This is a genomic window from Delftia sp. BGA-UO-ETr-SB1, from assembly GCF_059567865.1.
In genome coordinates this window covers 1,518,714-1,536,621 of the sequence record NZ_JCAQOW010000004.1, presented here as the reverse complement: position 1 = coordinate 1,536,621, position 17,908 = coordinate 1,518,714, and the positions used below count along the sequence as shown (strand labels likewise).

18 protein-coding genes and 1 pseudogene are annotated in these 17,908 nt (G+C 65.6%); 12 read left to right on the top strand and 7 right to left on the bottom strand.

Annotated features, from left to right (window positions below; translation table 11 throughout):
* Positions 1–70 precede the first annotated feature (70 nt).
* Positions 71–499, top strand: coding sequence for a hypothetical protein (locus AC57B5_RS07520; RefSeq protein WP_496399166.1), 429 nt, complete (start codon positions 71–73; stop codon positions 497–499).
* 240 nt (positions 500–739) lie between these two features.
* Complete coding sequence (locus AC57B5_RS07515; RefSeq protein WP_496399165.1) at positions 740–2,944, top strand: TonB-dependent receptor domain-containing protein; 2,205 nt, start codon at positions 740–742, stop codon at positions 2,942–2,944.
* 46 nt (positions 2,945–2,990) lie between these two features.
* Here AC57B5_RS07515 and AC57B5_RS07510 read toward each other — a convergent pair whose 3' ends face one another.
* Both AC57B5_RS07510 and AC57B5_RS07505 read right to left on the bottom strand, forming a co-directional pair.
* On the bottom strand, positions 2,991–4,052 hold the full coding sequence (locus AC57B5_RS07510) for a tyrosine-type recombinase/integrase (RefSeq protein WP_496399164.1): 1,062 nt from the start codon (positions 4,050–4,052) through the stop codon (positions 2,991–2,993).
* Between the two features lie 283 nt (positions 4,053–4,335).
* Complete coding sequence (locus AC57B5_RS07505) at positions 4,336–5,205, bottom strand: pirin family protein (RefSeq protein WP_496399163.1); 870 nt, start codon at positions 5,203–5,205, stop codon at positions 4,336–4,338.
* 178 nt (positions 5,206–5,383) lie between these two features.
* Here AC57B5_RS07505 and AC57B5_RS07500 point away from each other — a divergent pair.
* Positions 5,384–5,515 (top strand): annotated as a pseudogene (locus AC57B5_RS07500) (LysR family transcriptional regulator); the annotation flags it as partial.
* An 80-nt stretch (positions 5,516–5,595) separates the two neighbouring features.
* Positions 5,596–6,549 (top strand): AEC family transporter, encoded by a 954-nt coding sequence (locus AC57B5_RS07495; RefSeq protein ID WP_447915617.1) that lies wholly within the window; start codon positions 5,596–5,598, stop codon positions 6,547–6,549.
* Between the two features lie 37 nt (positions 6,550–6,586).
* Here AC57B5_RS07495 and pdxH read toward each other — a convergent pair whose 3' ends face one another.
* Positions 6,587–7,234, bottom strand: coding sequence for a pyridoxamine 5'-phosphate oxidase (gene pdxH / locus AC57B5_RS07490; RefSeq protein ID WP_043796748.1), 648 nt, complete (start codon positions 7,232–7,234; stop codon positions 6,587–6,589).
* A 52-nt stretch (positions 7,235–7,286) separates the two neighbouring features.
* Here pdxH and AC57B5_RS07485 point away from each other — a divergent pair, with 52 nt between their 5' ends.
* Positions 7,287–7,859, top strand: coding sequence for a nucleotidyltransferase family protein (locus tag AC57B5_RS07485; RefSeq protein WP_496399162.1), 573 nt, complete (start codon positions 7,287–7,289; stop codon positions 7,857–7,859).
* Positions 7,860–7,861: 2 nt separating this feature from the next.
* Here the strand turns inward: AC57B5_RS07485 and AC57B5_RS07480 are convergent, their stop codons facing one another.
* Entirely contained in the window at positions 7,862–8,428 is a 567-nt protein-coding gene (locus AC57B5_RS07480) for a MarR family winged helix-turn-helix transcriptional regulator (protein ID WP_013802266.1), read from the bottom strand.
* Between the two features lie 243 nt (positions 8,429–8,671).
* Between AC57B5_RS07480 and AC57B5_RS07475 the strand changes: the two genes are divergently transcribed.
* Genes AC57B5_RS07475 through AC57B5_RS07455 form a run of 5 tightly spaced genes read left to right on the top strand, consistent with a single transcriptional unit; the run spans position 8,672 to position 14,109 of the window.
* The gene (locus tag AC57B5_RS07475) at positions 8,672–9,655 is read left to right on the top strand and encodes a Bug family tripartite tricarboxylate transporter substrate binding protein (RefSeq protein ID WP_197943528.1); all 984 of its coding nucleotides are present in this window, start codon (positions 8,672–8,674) and stop codon (positions 9,653–9,655) included.
* Between the two features lies 1 nt (position 9,656).
* Positions 9,657–11,951 carry a xanthine dehydrogenase family protein molybdopterin-binding subunit gene (locus tag AC57B5_RS07470; RefSeq protein ID WP_496399161.1) on the top strand — a complete coding sequence of 765 codons (2,295 nt, stop codon included), beginning with the start codon at positions 9,657–9,659 and terminating at the stop codon, positions 11,949–11,951.
* Complete coding sequence (locus tag AC57B5_RS07465; protein WP_016447072.1) at positions 11,944–12,840, top strand: FAD binding domain-containing protein; 897 nt, start codon at positions 11,944–11,946, stop codon at positions 12,838–12,840. Before AC57B5_RS07470 ends, AC57B5_RS07465 begins: the two co-directional genes overlap by 8 nt.
* Positions 12,837–13,343, top strand: coding sequence for a (2Fe-2S)-binding protein (locus tag AC57B5_RS07460; RefSeq protein WP_016447071.1), 507 nt, complete (start codon positions 12,837–12,839; stop codon positions 13,341–13,343). Before AC57B5_RS07465 ends, AC57B5_RS07460 begins: the two co-directional genes overlap by 4 nt.
* Positions 13,333–14,109, top strand: a complete 777-nt coding sequence (locus AC57B5_RS07455) for an SRPBCC family protein (protein WP_496399160.1) — start codon at positions 13,333–13,335, stop codon at positions 14,107–14,109. Before AC57B5_RS07460 ends, AC57B5_RS07455 begins: the two co-directional genes overlap by 11 nt.
* A 21-nt stretch (positions 14,110–14,130) precedes the next feature.
* Here the strand turns inward: AC57B5_RS07455 and AC57B5_RS07450 are convergent, their stop codons facing one another.
* Positions 14,131–14,769, bottom strand: a complete 639-nt coding sequence (locus AC57B5_RS07450) for a superoxide dismutase family protein (RefSeq protein WP_216295522.1) — start codon at positions 14,767–14,769, stop codon at positions 14,131–14,133.
* A gap of 135 nt (positions 14,770–14,904) precedes the next feature.
* A complete protein-coding gene (locus tag AC57B5_RS07445) occupies positions 14,905–15,531 on the bottom strand; it encodes a gamma-glutamylcyclotransferase (protein ID WP_013802273.1) in 627 nt (208 codons plus the stop codon).
* Between the two features lie 239 nt (positions 15,532–15,770).
* Here AC57B5_RS07445 and AC57B5_RS07440 point away from each other — a divergent pair, with 239 nt between their 5' ends.
* The gene (locus AC57B5_RS07440; protein WP_063325997.1) at positions 15,771–16,295 is read left to right on the top strand and encodes an OmpA family protein; all 525 of its coding nucleotides are present in this window, start codon (positions 15,771–15,773) and stop codon (positions 16,293–16,295) included.
* An 87-nt stretch (positions 16,296–16,382) separates the two neighbouring features.
* On the opposite strand, the gene gloA is transcribed toward AC57B5_RS07440, so the two are convergent.
* Positions 16,383–16,832 carry a lactoylglutathione lyase gene (gene gloA / locus AC57B5_RS07435; protein WP_043796127.1) on the bottom strand — a complete coding sequence of 150 codons (450 nt, stop codon included), beginning with the start codon at positions 16,830–16,832 and terminating at the stop codon, positions 16,383–16,385.
* A gap of 333 nt (positions 16,833–17,165) precedes the next feature.
* On the opposite strand from gloA, the gene AC57B5_RS07430 reads away from it, so the two are divergent.
* Entirely contained in the window at positions 17,166–17,822 is a 657-nt protein-coding gene (locus AC57B5_RS07430) for a response regulator (RefSeq protein WP_013802276.1), read from the top strand.
* The last annotated feature ends 86 nt before the right edge of the window (positions 17,823–17,908 follow it).

The following is a 17,908-nucleotide window of genomic DNA, read 5'->3' as shown; positions in this document are numbered from 1 at the left end:
GGCGCATACACTCTGCGCTGCCCATCCAGCCCCTGATCCCTCCATGCCCTTGCAACCCCCGGAACGTCACTTGCCAGCTCAGGCCTCAAGGCTTGCGTTGCGCGGCGCCGTGCCGAGTCGGGCCTGGTTGGTGGCCTGGCTGCTGGTCTGGTCCATTGCCCTGGCGCCGTTGCTGGGCCAGATGCACCGCGTGGTACACGCGGGTGGCCTGGCTGCAGCCACGCTCCATGGCCCGGTGGAGGTGGTTGCCACTTCCTGCAATGCACCTGTCGATTGGGTCCATGCGCTGTTCTCGGGCCACGGTCCGGCGGATTGCCAACTGCTGGACCAGTTGCACGAAGGCATGGCGGGGCCGCCATCCGCCGTGGTGCTGCCGCCTTTCTGGGGCGAGCAGGCCGAACCCGTCCGGCCGGTCATCGTGCGCGATGGCCGCATGCTGGCGGCCTTCTTCGATGCGCGGGGTCCCCCGCATCCCATCACTGTCTACCTGGCGGCTTGAATCTCCGGGACTGGCGCTGCATGCGCCTGCCCTGCACAGCCGTTTGGCCGCGCCTTGCTGCATTGATCGCAACAAGGCGCCGCGCCCAGGTCCGGCAGTTCCTTGAATGCATATCCGATCGGATGGCTGCATGCGCCTGCAGGGCGCGCCGTGGCCGTCCGCTTCCGACGCCATTTTTTGCAGCGCCCGGATTTCCACGCCCCGCAGGGCCGTGGCCGGCCGCTGCCGGGAAGAACAGTGATGAGAGTGACAACAAAGCAATACCACCAGGACGCCAAGGCGCAGGGGGAGAGGACCAAACTGCGCCCGCTGCTGCAGCAACTGCTGCTGGCAGGGGTGCTGGGCCCGGCGACGGGCGGCCTGGCCATGGCGGCAGAGCCTGCCGACCCCATGCCCGCAGCAGGACCCGCAGCCGCAGCCGCAGCTGCCGCCGAGGCGGGCGCGCCGCGCAGTGATGCCCCCGTGCTCAATGAGGTGACGGTCAAGGCCAGCGGCCTGGGCCTGACCTCGGCCGACATGTCCACGCCGGCCACGGTGCTGGAAGGCGACGTGCTCACGCTGCGCCAGGCCGCCACGCTGGGCGAGACGCTGGACGGCGAGCCCGGCATCCATGCCAGCCATTTCGGCGCAGGCGCAAGCCGGCCCATCATCCGCGGCATGGACGGCCCGCGCGTGCAAATCCTCAGCGATGGCTCCGAGCTGCACGATGCCTCCACCATCAGCCCTGACCATGCCGTGGCCAGCGAGCCCATGCTGGCCACGCAGATCGAGGTGCTGCGCGGCCCCTCGGCGCTGATCTACGGCGGCGGTGGCGCCATGGGCGGCGTGGTCAACATCCTGGACGACAAGATTCCCACGTCCATTCCCAAGAACGGCATCACGGGCTCGGCCCAGCTGCGCGGCAGCACCGGCGCGGGCGAGACGGCGGGCGCTTTCTCGCTGACGGGCGGCGCCGGCCAGCTGGCCATCCACGCCGAGGGCATGGCGCGCGATGCCGGCGACTACCGCGTGGGCAGCGGCTGGGCGCCCAACGGCCAGTCCCAGGGGCGCGTGGGCGGCAGCTTCAACCGCACGGACACGGGCAGCCTGGGCCTGTCCTGGATCGGCACACAAGGCTACCTGGGCCTGGCCTACACGCGCCAGACTGCGCGCTATGGCCTGCCAGGCCACAACCACAGCTTCGAGGGCTGCCACACCCATGGCGACCATCTGCACTGCGGCGGCCATGACCACGGCGACGCGGACGGGCACGACCATGGCGGCGACGACCACGATCACGACCATGGCAGCGTGCCGGTGGTCGATCTCAACAGCGAGCGCTGGGATCTGCGCGGCGAATGGCGCAATCCGACGGCTGGCATCGCGGCGCTGCGCGTGCGCGGTGGCTGGACCGACTATCGCCATGACGAGATCGAAGGTGGCCAGGTCTCGACCACGTTCAAGAACCGCGCCCATGACCTGCGCGTGGAGGCAGAGCTGGAGCCCATCGCCGGCTGGCGCGGCGTCATCGGCCTGCAGACCGTGCAGCGCAAATTCAGCGCCGAGGGGGAGGAGGCCTATGTGCAGCCCACCGAAACCCGCCGCAACAGCATCTACCTGCTGGAGGAATACCGCTGGCAGGACTGGCGCTGGCAGGCTGCGCTGCGCCACGAGCGCCAGACCGTGGACGCCCAGCAAAGCGGCATCTCGCGCAGCCACAGCGGCACATCGTTCTCGCTGGGCTCGGTGTGGAAGTTCACCCCGGGCTACAGCCTCTCGGCCTCGCTGACGCAGGGCAACCGCCTGCCCACGGCCGAGGAGCTGTACGCCAACGGCCTGCACATGGCGACTTCCACCTATGAGCGCGGCAATGCCGACCTCAAGCGCGAACGCTCGCAGGCGCTGGACATCGGCCTGCGCAAGACGGCAGGCGACACCACGTTCAGCGTCAATGCCTTCCACCATCGCGTCAAGGGCTATATCTACGGCGCCACGCTGGATGAGCATGACGGCCTGCAACTGCTGCAGTACACCCAGGCCGATGCGCGCTTCACCGGCGTGGAGGGCCAGGTGCGCCAGAAGCTGTCGCGCCAGTGGGGCGTGACCCTGTTCGGTGACGCCGTGCGTGCGCGGCTGGAAGACGGCTCCGCCTTGCCGCGCATCCCTGCTGCGCGCGTGGGCCTGCGCGTGGACACCTTCTACAAGGGCTGGGATGCCCAGGCCGAATGGGTGCAGGTGCTGCGCCAGAACCGCGTCACCGCCTATGAGACCGAGACGGACGGCTACGGCATGCTCAACGTCTCTGCCAGCTACACGCTGCGCACCTCGGGTGGCATGCCCTGGCAGTTCTTCATCAAGGGCAACAACCTGACCAACCGCCTGGCCTTCGCCCACACCTCGTTCATCAAGAACGCTGCGCCGCTGATGGGGCGCAACATCACGGTGGGCGTGAAGGTGTCGTTCTAAGAACGCACTCCAGGGCGAACTGCCCGCTGCGCACCAGCGCCGTCTGCTACAGGTAATGCTGCAGATGGCGCAGGGCGCGCGCGCTGTCAACGCCTATCCACTGCACGACTTCGGTCTCGGCACGGCCCGCGCGCAGCCACTGCACGATGGCCGTGTTGCGCAGCACCTGCGGGCCGACACGGTGCAGCGGCGCCTGCTGCGCCGAGGCAGGCTGCGCGGCATGGGCGCGCTGTATCAGCTGTGAAGCCACATGGAACAGCACGCGCACCGACAGCGGCTGCCCCTCACGCGAATAAAAGACCGTGGCATCGGGTTGAACGGCCTCCGGCCCGCGCTGGCCGGCGCTGAAGCCTTTCCAGTCCTGCAGCGCCTTCACCACCGTTTCCGACAGATCCAGCGTGCGCTGCTGCGCGGCGCGTGCGCCATCGATATGCAATTGACAGGGGAGGCCATCGCCTGGTCCGGCGCATTGCACATCGCGCCAGCACAGGCCGCGCACCTCCTCGGGTGCCAGCGCCAGTTCGTACAGCAGCAGCAAGATGGCGCGGTCGCGCGCCGACTGAAAGCCGTCGGCCATCGGTATGTGGCGGGGCAGGGCATTCCACAGCGGCGCGGGAAGGCAATGGCCCTGGCCGTCTTCGGCAGGTGGGCGTTCCTGCGGCGCCAGCCCTGCGGCGGGATTGGCGCTGACCCAGCCGTGGTCCAGCGCATGGTCGTAAATGCGTTCCAGCAATCGCCAGTAGCGCCTGCGCGTGACCTCGCTGATGCGGCGGCCGGGCTGGTGGCCCGACAACTGGCCTTCGCGCGGGCGCAGGAAATTCTGGACATCAACGGCGGTGGCCTGTTGCCAGGCGCGGGCCTTCGCCTTGACTTTGCCTTTCGGCGGGGCCGGGGAGGGGAGACCTTCTTTGGCTGACATGCCGGCATCGCCCAGGCTGCGCAGCCAGGCACGCCATACCTTTTCGTAGCCGCTGTCGGGTGCCGTGTCCAGGGCATCCCAGCCCTTGGCGCCCTCGGTTTCCAGCCAATGCCGGAACAGGGCCAGTCCGTCGGGGACAGTGGACGGCGGCTTGCCGGCAGCGGGTGCCTGAGATGGTGATGAGGTCATGGGCGTTGAGAACAAAACGAGCCAACCAATGGAGTTGTTCAATGTAACTTACATGAAATCAAGTGGCAACCTTGTTATCGACTGATGAACACCAGTGGCGACAAGTCGCCAGAAAAAGGGCCGTTCGGCCTGGATTCGAGTCCTTGGCACGTCTCTAGACGTGTGTTGGGCACTTTCAAGCACCCGCGCCGGCTCTGCGCGCTGGTGATCGCAAGCGCTGGTCCAGGGGGCGCAAGGGGAGGGCAGAAGGCGGCCCCTGTCTTCAGGACAGGGGCCGCCACGGTCAAGCCGCCATGCGCCCGAATCGGCCAGCGTTGAAGTCGGCAATGGCCTCGCGGATCTCGGCCTCGCTGTTCATCACGAACGGGCCGTGGCCCACCACGGGCTCTGCAATGGGCTCGCCCTCCAGCCACAGCACGGTGGCGTCGTTGTTGGCCTCCAGGCGCACCAGATCAGCCTCGCGATCGAAGTGCACCAGCTGGCCTTCGCGAACAACCTCGCCGTCGTTGACCAGCACCGTGCCATGCAGCACGACCAGGGCCAGCGTATGTCCGGGCTTGGCGCGCAGCTCGGTGGTGCTGCCGGCTTTCAGGCGCAGGTCCCAGACATTGATGGGCGTGAAGGTGCGCGCCGGCCCCTCGCTGTTGCCAAAGGCTCCGGCAATCACCCGCACCCGGCCTGAGCCGCCTGGCAGTTCCACAGACGGGATCTGTCCATCCACCAGGGTCTGGTAGCCAGGCGCAACCGACTTGTCCTTGGCGGGCAGGTTCACCCACAGCTGCACCATCTCCAGCCGCCCGCCGCGTTCGGTGAACGCATGGGAATGGAATTCCTCATGCAGGATGCCCGCGCCAGCCGTCATCCACTGCACGTCGCCAGGGCCGATCAGGCCGCCAGCGCCGGTCGAGTCCCGGTGCTCGACTTCGCCCTCATAGACGATGGTCACGGTCTCGAAGCCGCGGTGCGGATGCACGCCCACGCCGCGAGGCTGGGCAGCCGGCTCGAAGCTGGCGGGGCCTGCGTGGTCCAGCAGCAGAAAGGGGCTCAGAGCCGCACCATGGTTGCCGTAGCTGAACAGCGAGCGCACGGGAAAGCCGTCGCCCACCCAATGGGCACGGGGAGCGCTGTAGACGCCGAGCATCTTCTTGAGCATTTGCTTCTCCTTGGGAATCGTGGCTGCCGCAGCGTTAGCGCCAGCCACTTTTTGCACATGGGAGAATCTTAGGATTTGAACGATGAATGCGGTAGATGGCAAAATTTGCCTTCATCGTCCTGAATAAAGAACAATGACCATGCTGCGTGTGCTGGCCGAAAGGGCGCAGTGCCTGGTCGTCCTGCCCGGCTGGGAGCCGCGCCGCGAGCTGATCCATGCGGTGTACGCATCCTGGCGCGGGCAATTGCCCGCCGTGCGGCTGCTCATCGAGCATCTGGCCCAGGCCTTCGAGGCCCTGGAAGAAGCCTGAATGAGGCAGGGCCTGGCCTGCGGCGCATAATCTGCGCGCGCCGCCAACCTGCGCAGGCGCAGCTTCCCGATCCCGCTTCAGTGAACTCTCCCGTCTTTGCTTCCCTCATCCCCGTCATTCTTTGCATTGGCGCAGGCTTTCTCGCCGCCCGCCTGGGCTGGGTGCGGGCCGCCGCCATCAAGGATTTGTCCAACCTCGTTTTCCTGGTGCTCACGCCGGCGCTGCTGTTCCGCACCATGGGCGCGGTGCGCGTGCAGGAGCTGGACTTTCAACCCGTGGCGCTGTATTTCCTGGCGACCGCTCTGATCTTCGGGGTGTCCATGGTTCTGGGCGGTTTTTCCACGCGTTCGGCCGCGCGGGGGCTGGCCAATATGTTCAGCAATACCGTCATGATCGGCGTGCCGCTGGTGGGGCTGGTCTACGGGGAGGACGGATTGGTGACGCTGTTCACCCTCGTTTCGCTGCACGCGCTGATTCTGCTCACGGCGGCCACCATCGTGTTCGAGCTGGCCGAGGCTCGCGAGCACCAGCGGTCGGGCCAGAGCGCGCCGCGCCCCATGTGGCGCACGGTGCTGCAGGCGGTGCGCAACGGCATCGTCCATCCTGTGCCGCTGCCCATACTCGCCGGCCTGCTGTTCGCACAGACCGGTCTGGCTCTTCCTGGCGTGGTGGATCGCTCCCTGCAGGTCTTGGGCCAGGCACTGGGCCCCATGGCGCTGCTGCTGGTGGGTGTGACCCTGGCCTATACCAAGGTGGGCCAGAACCTGCGCGAGGCCGTGGGCATCGCGCTGGTCAAGAACCTGGTGCATCCGCTGCTGGTGCTTGCGCTGGCCTGGGCCTTCGGTCTGGGCGGCCTGCCGGTGGCCGTGATGTTCACGGCGGCTGCACTGCCCGTGGGGGCCAACGTGTTCCTGTTCACGCAGCGCTATGGCGTGATGCAGGAGGAGGTGTCCGCCAGCATTGCGGTGTCCACGGCGCTGGCCTTGCTTACCGTGCCGCTGATGCTGTGGCTGGCCCAGCGTCTGCTGGGCTGACGGCTTTCAGCAGGAGCAGCGTCAGCAATCCAGGGGATCAGGGCGCCAGGCGTTGGCGCAGCCAGGTTCCAGATTCCAGCTGGTAGCACAGGCGGTCGTGCAGCCGGCTCTTGCGGCCTTGCCAGAATTCCCAGCGTTCGGGCACGAGCCTGAATCCACCCCAGTGCGGCGGGCGCGGCGGGTTCAGCAGGAATTGCGCGCCGTACTTGGCCGCATTGGCCACCAGTACGCTGCGGCCGCTGATGACCTGGCTTTGCGGACTGGCCCAGGCACCGATGCGCGAGTCCAGCGGGCGGCTGTTGAAGTAGGCGTCGCTTTCGGCATCGCTGACCTTTTCCACGCGGCCCTCGATGCGCACCACGCGCTCAAGCTCCACCCAGTGGAACTGCAGCGCTGCAAACGGATTGCCTGCCAGTTGCTGGCCCTTGCGGCTGTCGTAGTTGGTGTACCAGACCAGGCCGCGCTCGTCATAGCCCTTGATGAGCACGATGCGCGTGCTGGGCCGCAGGTCGCCGCCCACGGTGGCCAGCGTCATGGCATTGGGCTCGGGCACCTGGGCGCTCAGGGCTTCCTGCAGCCATTGGTCAAACTGCTGCAGCGGATCGGCCAGGGAGGCCGATTCGCTCAGTTCCGCGCGCTCGTAGCTTTTGCGCAGATCGGCGATCGAGGTGGAAATGCTGCTCATGGCCTGCATTGTGCCTGCGCCCGACCTCCCATTTGCTGCGCTAGAGTTGCGCATGCTCAGAGACTTCAAAGGCCGCCCCTGCGTGATCATCCTCGCCTCGGGCCGTGGCGAGCGTTTCCGCGCGTCGGGCGGCACCATGCACAAGCTCGCCGCGCCGCTGGGCGGCAGCACCGTGCTGGAACACACACTGGCCGCCGTCCGCGCCAGCGGCCTGCCCTGGCATCTGGAAGATGCGGGCCACCCCGGAATGGGCGATTCGCTGTCTGCGGCCGTGCGTGCCACAGCCGATGCGCCAGGCTGGCTGGTCTTGCCGGCCGACCTGCCGCTGGTGAGTCCACAGACCTTGCTGAAAGTAGCCGATGCATTGCATGCGGGGGCCCAAGCCGCCCAGCCTGTCCATCGAGGCGAGCGTGGACATCCCGTGGGTTTCGGCGCCGCATGCGGCGCGGCGCTCATGGCGTTGAGCGGAGAGAAGGGCGGGGCGCCTGTGCTGAAGGCGCTGCGCGAAGCCGGACATGTGGTTCAGGTCGATGTGGACGATGCTGGTGTGCTCACCGACATCGATACGCTGGACGATCTTGCGCGCGCTGAGGTGTTGCTGCAGAACCGGCCTGAAGTGGGCTGAATTCAGGCTTCGCCGTCTGCCGTAGCGGGGCCGCCTTCGGTCGCTGGGTCGGCTTGGCTGCCTTGGCAATAACCGCGCAGTTTGAGCAAGGCCCGATACATCACCTCCCGTTCCTCCTGCGTCAGCGCCAGCAGAGCAGCGGCCTGGTGTTGTCGGGCCACGGGCATCACCTCGTCATGCAACTGCCGGCCCGCAGGCGTGATGGAGCACAGGATCTTCTTGCGTGGAGTGGAGCCTTGCGCCAGCAGGGCCACCAGGCCGCGTTCCTCAAGCAGCCGCAGCGCCCGGCTCACCAGGGCCTTGTCCGAAGTGGATTGCACCACCAGCGCGCTGAACGGCAACTCGCCTGCATGCGCGACAAGGGCCAACAGCCGCCACTCCGAAACCGTCAAGCCCGCCGTATCGGCATAGGGCACGGTGATGGTGCGCCGCAGCGCATTGCCCACCTGGCTCATCAGCGTGGTCAGAAAGGCATCGACGGTCAGGCTGCTGCCTGCCTCGTCAAGGTGGGTCCAGGGATTGCCTGCGGGCGTGCTGGGCACAGGGAGAGGAGAAGGTGGGATGGACATGTTCCCATCAATTGTTTCACAGGCTGCCTGACGTTTGTCTTGTGGAATTTCTTTGGAGAAATCAATAGAGGTCAATCAGTGTTTTCAGTAAGTTGATTCATCAACTTACTGGAGAAAATCGTCATTGATTCTTTTGAGGATCAATGTTTCATGGGTGAATCGTATGGATTCATCCCATAGCCAGCCCCAGCTGCCATGCCCGTATCTGACCGATGCATGTCCGCGCTTTCAAAGGAGCCAGTGATGACACCCCATCGTCGGCAAGGCCTGACCATTGCAGCATTGGCTTTTGCCACCGCTGTCTGTGGTCCGGCATTTGCACAGGACTACCCCGCCAGGCCGATCACCGTGGTGGTCGCCTATCCCGCAGGTGGTGACACGGACGCCATGGCGCGCCTGTTCGCCGAAAAGCTCACGTTGCGTCTGCGCCAGCCCGTGGTGGTGGACAACCGGCCCGGGGCGGGCGGCACCGTGGGCAACAACCTGGTTGCGCGGGCCGTGCCCGATGGCTACACGCTGCTGTTCACGCCCAACCCCTTCACCATCGCCCCCATGGTGATGAGGCTCCCTCCTGCCGCGACCTATGACCCCTTGAAAGGTTTCACCCCCGTGGTGCAGACCGCCAGCCAGGCCGTGCTGCTCGTGGCCCATCCCTCCACGGGATTCAAAAGCGTGGCCGACATGGTGGCTGCGGCCAAGGCCGGCAAGACGCTCAGCTACGCCAGTCCCGGCGCAGGCTCGCCCATGCACATAGGTGCCGAGTGGCTGAACCGCGCTGCCGGAGTGAGCATTCAGCATGTGCCCTATCGCGGCGTGGCACCGGCCGTCAACGATGTGGCTGCGGGCCATGTAGGACTGGCCTACGTCACGCTGGGGCCGGTGGCCCAGTACATCCAGGCGGGCAAGCTGCGCGCGCTGGCCGTGACCGACCCGAAGCGTTCGCCCCTGCTGCCCGATGTGCCTTCGCTGGCGGAACTGGGCTACAGGGACATCGCCGCGGGTGCCTGGAATGGCTTCTTCGCGCCCAAGGGCACGCCGGCCGCCGTGGTGCAGACCTTGAACACCCATCTCAACGAGATCCTCAGGATGCCGGAGGTGGCGGCAAAGATGGCCACTTTCGGTGCCGTGCCCGTGGGCGGGTCGCCGCAGGTGCTGGCCGATGTCAACGCTGCCGACTACGAGCGCCTGGGCAAGGTGATCCGCGAACTCGGCATCACCGCTGAATGACATGAATACCTCGAATTCCACGCTGGGCCGCGAGACGGCCCAGGTCACGGCGCTGTCCAAGGTACTAGGTCGTGCCCAGTACGCGGGCGACCTCAAGCTGCCGGGCATGCTGCATGCCAAGCTGTTGCGCAGCCCCTATCCGCATGCGCGCATCGTGCGCATCGACATTGCTGCAGCGCGTGCGCTGCCCGGTGTGAAAGCCGTGCTGACCGGGGCAGATGCACCGCGCACGCCCTGGGGCGTGAGCCACAAGGAGCGGCGCATCCTGGCCGACGGCCTGGTGCGCTTTGCGGGGGAAGAGGTGGCAGCCGTGGCTGCCGCCACAGAAGAGATCGCCCGCGATGCGCTGGACCTGATCGAGGTCGAGTACGAAGAACTGCCCGCCATCCTGTCGTCCGAGGAAGCCCTGGATGAAGAAGCGCCCGGCGTTCATCCGGGCCGGGGCAACATCGCCCACGAGATCCGCTTCGAGCGCGGCGATGCAGATGCCGGATTCGCCGCAGCTGATCTGGTTCACGAAGCCACGTACACCACGCATGCGCAGTACCCGGGCTACCTGGAACCCATGGCAACCCTGGCCTCCATCGACGCCGATGGCCGCCTGTTGGTACAGACCTCCACGCAGTCGGTTTTCCTGGCGCGTGCCCGGCTGGCGGCGGCGCTGGAGCTGCCGGTGTCCGCCATCCGCGTGGTGCAGGCCACCACGGGCGGCGGCTTTGGCGGCAAGATCGTCGAGGACGACAACCAGCTCGTGGCGGGCCTGCTGGCCCTGCGCACCGGGCGGCCCGTGCGCCTGGTCAACAACCGGCTGGAGGACTTCCTGGCCTGCTGCTCCAGCGTCCCCGAGCGCATCACGCTCAAGCTGGGCATGGCGCGTGATGGCCGCATCCTCGCCAAGCAGGTGCACATCGTCGCCGAGTGCGGTGCCTATGCGGGTCTGTCGGCCGAGGTCATGCACGTCAGTGCCATGCGCAGCGACAACATGCACAGGCAGGGCAACGTCCGATCGCACGCCACCCTGGTCTATACCAACAACCCGCCGCACGGCGCGTTCCGCGGCTTTGGCGGTACGCAGATGCTGTTCGCGCTCAACAGCCACATCCACATCATGGCCGAGCAGCTGGGGCTGGATCCGGCCGAAGTCCACAAGCTCAATGCAGTGGAAGCCGGCGACGTGACAGTGCATGGCTGGAAGATCGGCAGCGCCGGCCTCAAGGAGTGCATAGACCAGGCCACCGATGCCATCGACTGGCGCGGCAAGCGCGCCCGCCCCCGCCAGGCCCTTGGCGCCCGCCGCAGGGGCGTGGGCATGGCCGCGGCCATGCATGTCAGCGGCAACCGCACCATGGGCAACTGGGACGGCTCCACCGTGGTGGTGCGCATCCATGAGGATGGCCAGGTGCTTGTGCTCAGTGGCGAGTGCGACATGGGCCAGGGCGCGGCCACCATGCTCAGCCAGATCGTCGCCCATGAACTCACGCTGCCGTTGTCGCAGGTCCGCGTGGCCGCACCCGACACGGACAGCACGCCCTTCGCCATAGGCTCGCTGGCCTCGCGCGTGACCATGGCTGCAGGCAATGCCGCCATAGGTGCCGCGCAGGCGGCCCGCAGCAAGCTGCTGGCCCTGGCCGCCGTCGTGCTGGAGGCGCAGGTCGACGACCTGGAGCTGGCCGATGGTCAGGTGCGCGTGCGCGGCACCGACCGTGCGGCAGGCGTGGCCGAGCTCGCACGCCAGCACATCTGGCGCCATGGCGGCGAGGGCATACAGGTCAGCCACACCTGGGATGCCCAGACGCAGATGCACGACGCCCAGCTGCACGGCAACATCGCGCCGGCCTATTCCTTCGCGGCCCAGGCAGTGGAGGTCGAGGTCGATACGGAAACCGGCCAGGTCCGGGTGCTTGACAGCTATGTGGCCGACGACTGCGGCAAGGCGCTGAACCCCGTCGCCATCCATGGGCAGACCAACGGGGCCACCGTCCAGGCCATGGGCTGGGCCCTTTACGAGCAACTGCACCTGGAAGGCGGGCGCCTGGCCAACGGCAACTTCGCCGACTACACCATGCCAACGGCCGACGCCGTGCCCTTGCTGCGCGGCGGCTTTGTCGAGTCCAACGACCCCAACGGCCCCTATGGCGCCAAAGGGGCCAGCGAAACCGCCATCCTGCCGGGAGCGCCTGCCATCGCCAACGCCGTGTACGACGCCATCGGCGTGCGCATATGCGATCTGCCGATCACACCCGAAAAAATCCTGGCGGCGCTGCGCGCACGCGCCGAGGAGGGCCGTCATGCATGACTTCGACTTCCTGGAGCCCACCTCGGTGGCGGAGGCCAGCCGGTTGCTGGCCGAACTGGGCGAGGACTGCCGCGTGATCGCCGGCGGCACGGCCTTGATGCTGGGCATGCGCCAGCGCATGCTCGCGCCCACGCACCTGGTCTCGCTGGCTGGCATCGATGCGTTGCGCGGCCTGGACTTCGACCCGGTGCGTGGCCTGCGTATCGGCGCCCTGGTGCGCCATGCCGAACTGGCGGCCTCGCCGCTGGTGTCGCATCACTATCCTGTCCTGGCCGGCATGGCGCAGCGCATGGCCAACCCGCAGGTGCGCAATCAGGGCACGGTGGGCGGCAATCTCTGCTATGCCGACCCCTCCACCGACCCGCCCGGCTGCCTGATGGCATTGGGCGCCCAGATCGTGCTGGCCAGCGCAAGAGGCGAGCGCCTGCTGGACATCGAGGACTTCCTGGTCGACTACTACGCCACGGCGCTGGAAGGCGACGAGATCGTCAGCGAGATCCGCGTGCCGCCCATGGGGCAAGGAGACGACCGGCGCAGCGGTGTGTACACGCGCTTTCTGCGCACAGCGGCCGAACACCGGCCGCTGGCCAGCGTGGCCCTGGTGGCGCACACCGCCGGGGGCATCTGCCGCGACGCGCGTCTCGTCGTGGGCGCCTCTACGCCCATACCCGTGCGCCAGCGGCGCGCCGAGGGCTTTCTTGAAGGCCGTGCCCTCACCTGGGCCTTGGCGGCCGAGGCGGGTGACATCGTCGCGGCCGACATCACACCGGTTTCGGACCTGCGCGGCTCGGCGGATTTCCGCCGAGAAATGGTGCGCGTCAACGTGCGGCGCACCGTGGCCGAACTGTTTGGCCTGGACCTGGCACTGGAACAAGGAGAGCTGGCATGAGCCGACATCGCATCGAATGCACCGTCAACGGCGAGCCCTGCAGCGTGGACGTGCCTGCGCGCCGGCTGCTGTCGGATTTTCTGCGTGATGACCTGCACCTGACGGGCACCAAGCGCGGCTGCGAGACGGGCGTGTGCGGTGCCTGCTCGGTGCTGCTGGATGGCGAAGTGGTGAAGTCCTGCCTGCTGCTGGCCGTGCAGGTCCAGGGCCGCGCGCTCACCACCATCGAAGGCCTGGCCGACCGTATTGCTGGGGGTGCGGGCGCAGACCCGTCACAACGGCTGCACCCGCTGCAGCAAAGCTTCATGCAATGCGGCGGCCTGCAGTGCGGCTACTGCACACCGGGCTTCATCATGGCCGCCTGCGATCTGCTGGGGCGTAACCCCCTTCCCGGCGCGGACGAAGTTCGCCATGGCCTCAACGGCAACCTGTGCCGTTGCACGGGCTACACCCAGATCGTGGAATCGGTCCTTGTGGCCGCGGAGAAAATGCATGGAAATTGAGAAAACCCTGACTGTTTCGGCCTCGCGAGAGCGGGTATGGGCCTTGTTGCTCGATCCCCAGGTCATGGGAGGTGCCGTGCCGGGCATGCAGTCCATCGAAGTGGTCAGCCCCACCGAATACGTGGCGGTGATGCACCAGAAGATCTCCTTCATCAGCGCCAGATTCAAGCTGCGCACACGCATCGTCGAGCAACGCGCTCCCGAGTATCTGCGCGTGGAAGGAACGGGAGAAGACACCTCGGTGGCCAGCTCGCTCAAGCAGCGCAGTGAAATCTTCCTAAGCGCCACGCCGGATGGAGGCACCGAACTGCGCATCAAGATCGACGTGGACCTGCTGGGCCGTCTGGGCGCCTTCGGCCTGAGCGTGATGAAGACCAAGGCCGACCGAATATGGGAGGAGTTCGGTAACAATCTGGCCGCGCGGCTCGAAGGCGGGGGAGGGGAGCCCGCTGCGGGCGAGGCGACCATGCAGGCGCCTGCACCTGTCGCGCCCGCGCCGGCCTCCGAGCCAGCCAGGGAAACGGTGGTGCAAGCCCCGAATTCGCCAGCACCAGCGCCAGCTTCGGAGCTCTCCTCCACGGCCCAAGACCTGCGGGGCCGTGGCTGGTGGGGGCGGCTAGTCGGCAGCTTGAGCGGTGAGGGCAGCGCGGGCGCTGCCGACACCATTCATGTCGAGCTGCGCCGTGGCGACACCACGGTCAGCATCCAATGGCCGGGCGCGCGCGCCGAGCAGTGCGCGGCGTGGCTGCGCGACTGCCTGCGCTGAACGCAGACCCGGCCGAGCACATCATCCGCGCGTGATCACCGCACAGGCCAGGCGCGCGCCCGAATTGCCGGTGGGTTGCGTGGTGTAGTCGTCCGGGTCCTTGTGCACGATCAGGCCACGACCCACCACGCTGTTGGGCCCCTGGTCCAATGCCAGGCCGCGCGACACGAAGTCGATGCTTGCCATGCCTTGCGCATCGGATCGCAGGCTGGGCAGGTCGCCCGTGTGATGGGTCGAAGAATCGAAGCGGCCATGGGCCTGGCCGGTCGGGTTGAAGTGGCCGCCCGCGCTCAGGCCGTCAGGGCTGGAGCAATCGCCTTTTTCATGGACGTGAAAGCCGTGCTCGCTGTTCGGCGCCAGCCCCTGGACGGAGCCTTGCACGCGCACGCTGCCATCGGCCTGTGCCGTGAACTGCAGGCTGCCGCTGACCTTGCTGCCTTGCGTGGGCTGCAGCTGGGCCATGGCCACATTGCGGGAGGCGGGCGCTGTCGCGACGGCTGCCGGGGTCGATGCGGAGGCTGCGGCAGGAGGCTTGGGCTGGCTGCCACAGGCGCCCAGGGCCAGCACCATGCCGGCAGCCATCAACAGCTTCACGGCGGTGGACGGGGTGGAGGGCTGCGAAGTGGCGGCGTGGCTGGATTGGGAAGCGTTCAAAGGCATGGCGGCAATCTCCTGTTTGGAATGGGAACTGAAAAAGTCACGGGGGCGCACGGCGCGCAGCCGCCATCATGCAGCGTGCGATACGGCGGCCATGTCGGAGAGCACAGCGTTCTGCGGCCGTGCGCGGCGATGGCGTCAAACGGAGCCTTGCCGCGCGCCTGCGTCGGGCTGGCCCGCGTAGCTGAGCAGGCGCTGGAGCGCGCGGTCACGGATGCCCAGGCGCTTGAGCTCATCGAAGGTTGCGCGCGCATAGTCATGCGTGCTGCCGTAGATGCCCTTGGCCTCGCTGAAAATGCGGCGATAGTCCTCGGGCGCCAGTTCGCCCGTGTGATTGGGGCTTTGCCGGGACAGCGTGAACGCCAGCGCCTGCACCGTGCCCTGGCCGGTGCGGCAGGGCAGCCAGCGGGGGTCATAGACGGCATTGGCCATCTCGCGCTGCCACAGCTTTCTCATGACGTCATGGCCGTGGTGCCGGGGAATGCGGAACACCATGCCCTGGCAGCTGCCGCCGGACAGCATGCCAAAGACCAGACCAGGGTTCTGGGGCGTGCCGCGGTTGATGGTGCTCCACATCTTCAGCGCCCGATGCCAGCCAAAGACACGCGCCGTGCGGCGTTCGCAGAAATCGAAATCCGGCCGCCAGATCAGCGAGCCGTAGCCAAAGATCCAGAGGTCATCGCTCCCGCCCCATCGGTGCAGCGCCTCGTCCAGCATGGGCTGTGACTCTCGGCGGGCGAATGAAAATTCTGGCAGGGCGGACATGGGCGCGACAGCATGAAAGAACAATGACGTTTTAACGCCTGGACGCGCAAACGGTGCACAAGCGCGTGCTTTGCCCTTGCAGGGCCGGTCTTCTGTCTCCGCCGCACCACAGTTTTTGTCGGCCGTCACTGCGGGGTTTGGGCGTGGCGCGGGGCCCTCGACGGTGGCCCTCTACAATCCACCGGTTTTTCGCAGTCTTTCTGGTCTTCATCCAACAGCTCATTCACGGAGAGTGCTTCATGTCCTTCAGTCATTCCGACGACGACAGCCAACAACGTTTTGCCCTGGGTTTCCTGTTCGCGCTGATTGCGCTCGTCGTCTCCACGGTCGTTGGCGTCGTCGTCTACCAGCGCGGCATTGCGCATGGCCCGGCGAAGATGGCAGGCGGCGCTTCCCCTGTGGCAGCAATGGTGCCCGTGGTCTTGGAGGAAGATGTGGCCCGCGTCGTTGTCGAAAACGGCGTGGTCAAGTTCTACTTCGCATCGGCCAAGGCCGAACTGGCCGCGGGCGCCAATGAAGCGCTGGCCGACGTGGTCGCCGGTGTGAAGGGCGGCAAGCGCGCCGTGATCTCGGGCTACCACGACGCCACGGGCAGCGCCGAACTCAACGCCGAACTGGCCAAGAAGCGCGCCCTGGCAGTCCAGGCCGCCCTGTCCGCGCTGGGCGTGGCTGAGGAAAAGGTCGAACTCAAGAAGCCCGAGCAGCTGCAGGCTGACGGCAGTAACGCCGAAGCCCGCCGCGTGGAAGTGATCCTGGTGGACTGAGCCTCGGTCTTGCCGCTGTAAACGGCCAAAAAGAAAAGGCCCGGAGCGTCAATCGCTCCGGGCCTTTTCTTTTGACGGCTGCGTGGATCAGGAATTGCGCAGCGGGTCGAACTTCGCGTCACCGTCAGGCTGGGTCCCGGCATGGGCTCGCGAATTCTCTTGTATGAGTTCGATCTTGTAGCCGTCCGGATCCGTCACAAAGGCAATCACCGTGGTGCCGCCCTTGACGGGGCCTGCTTCGCGCGTCACGTTGCCGCCGGACGCCTTGATCTTCTCGCAGGCGGCATACGCGTCTGGCACGCCAATGGCGATGTGGCCATAGGCCGAGCCCATGTCATAGGCCTCGGTGCCCCAGTTGTAGGTCAGCTCGATCTCGGCTTGGGCCGGGTTGCCGCCCTCGAAGCCCAGGAAGGCCAGGGAGTATTTGTACTCCGGGTTCTCGGAGGTCCGCAGCAGCTGCATGCCAAGAACCTGTGTGTAGAAATCGATGGAGCGCTGGAAGTTGCCAACGCGCAGCATGGTGTGGAGGATTCGCATCCCTCGATTGTGCCGGGATTCCGCCATCTCTTCAGCCGCCCGCCAAGCGCCTCGGTGATCTCCTCCCGCACAGGTCTCGCGCCTTCCCGCAGATCGGGCGCTTCAGGTCCCGGCGGCATCTGGCCCGAATCCATTCAACCATTGGTTCAACTGTCTGTTGAATTCTAGGAGTGGGCCCTAGGACTGGTACCCGATTTTTCGGCAATAAATCTTGCAAATCAGACAAATCTTAGATTTTTGGATTGAAAAATCAGACAAATCCAATTAAATCCTAGTAGCCGGCTGCCTAGAATAGGAATGTTCTTCGTGCGACTTATTTTAATTTTTTGAGTCATGAAAAATTTCGTCTTGCGGATATTAATTGCCGATGACCATCCGGCAGTTCTGGCAGGCATAGAAAGTGTTTTGGAGGATAAGCATGAAATAGAGATTGTAGGTCGAGCGAAAAACTCCACGGAAATCATAAGTTTTCTGAAGAAAAACGAATGTGATGTTCTGGTAACTGATTACTCCATGCCCGGTGGAACCTACGGTGATGGTCTGGTGATGCTGAATGTCATTCGTAAAAGATTTCCAAGTGTCAAGATCGTCATGCTGACAATGATCGAGAATATTGGAATCATCAAATCTCTTACCAACCAAGGAATCTACAGAATTGTCCATAAAACGGATTCCTTGGGAAGTCTGCTGCCCGCCATCTACGCTGCATACACGGATGGTCAATTCATATCTCCCAGTGCAAGCAAGCTGCTGGGAGGAGAATGGCTGGGTGCGGTGCGGACATCGATAGAACTCTCAAAACGGGAAGAAGAGGTTCTGCTTCTTTTCATCTCTGGCATGACGGTGTCCGAGATAGCAAAAAAGCTCTATCGCAGTATCAAGACGGTCAGCACGCACAAGGTGGCTGTCATGAACAAGCTGGGTATACGCAAGGACATTGATCTCATTCGCTATGGAATTGAGATGGGCTGGATTGACGTAAGAAAATAGGTGCAGAAATGCATCGTCATTGCCGCAGACGATCCGACCAAGCTCCATGCCATCCGCAGCTTTCTTGCAAAGATTTCTTTTATTAC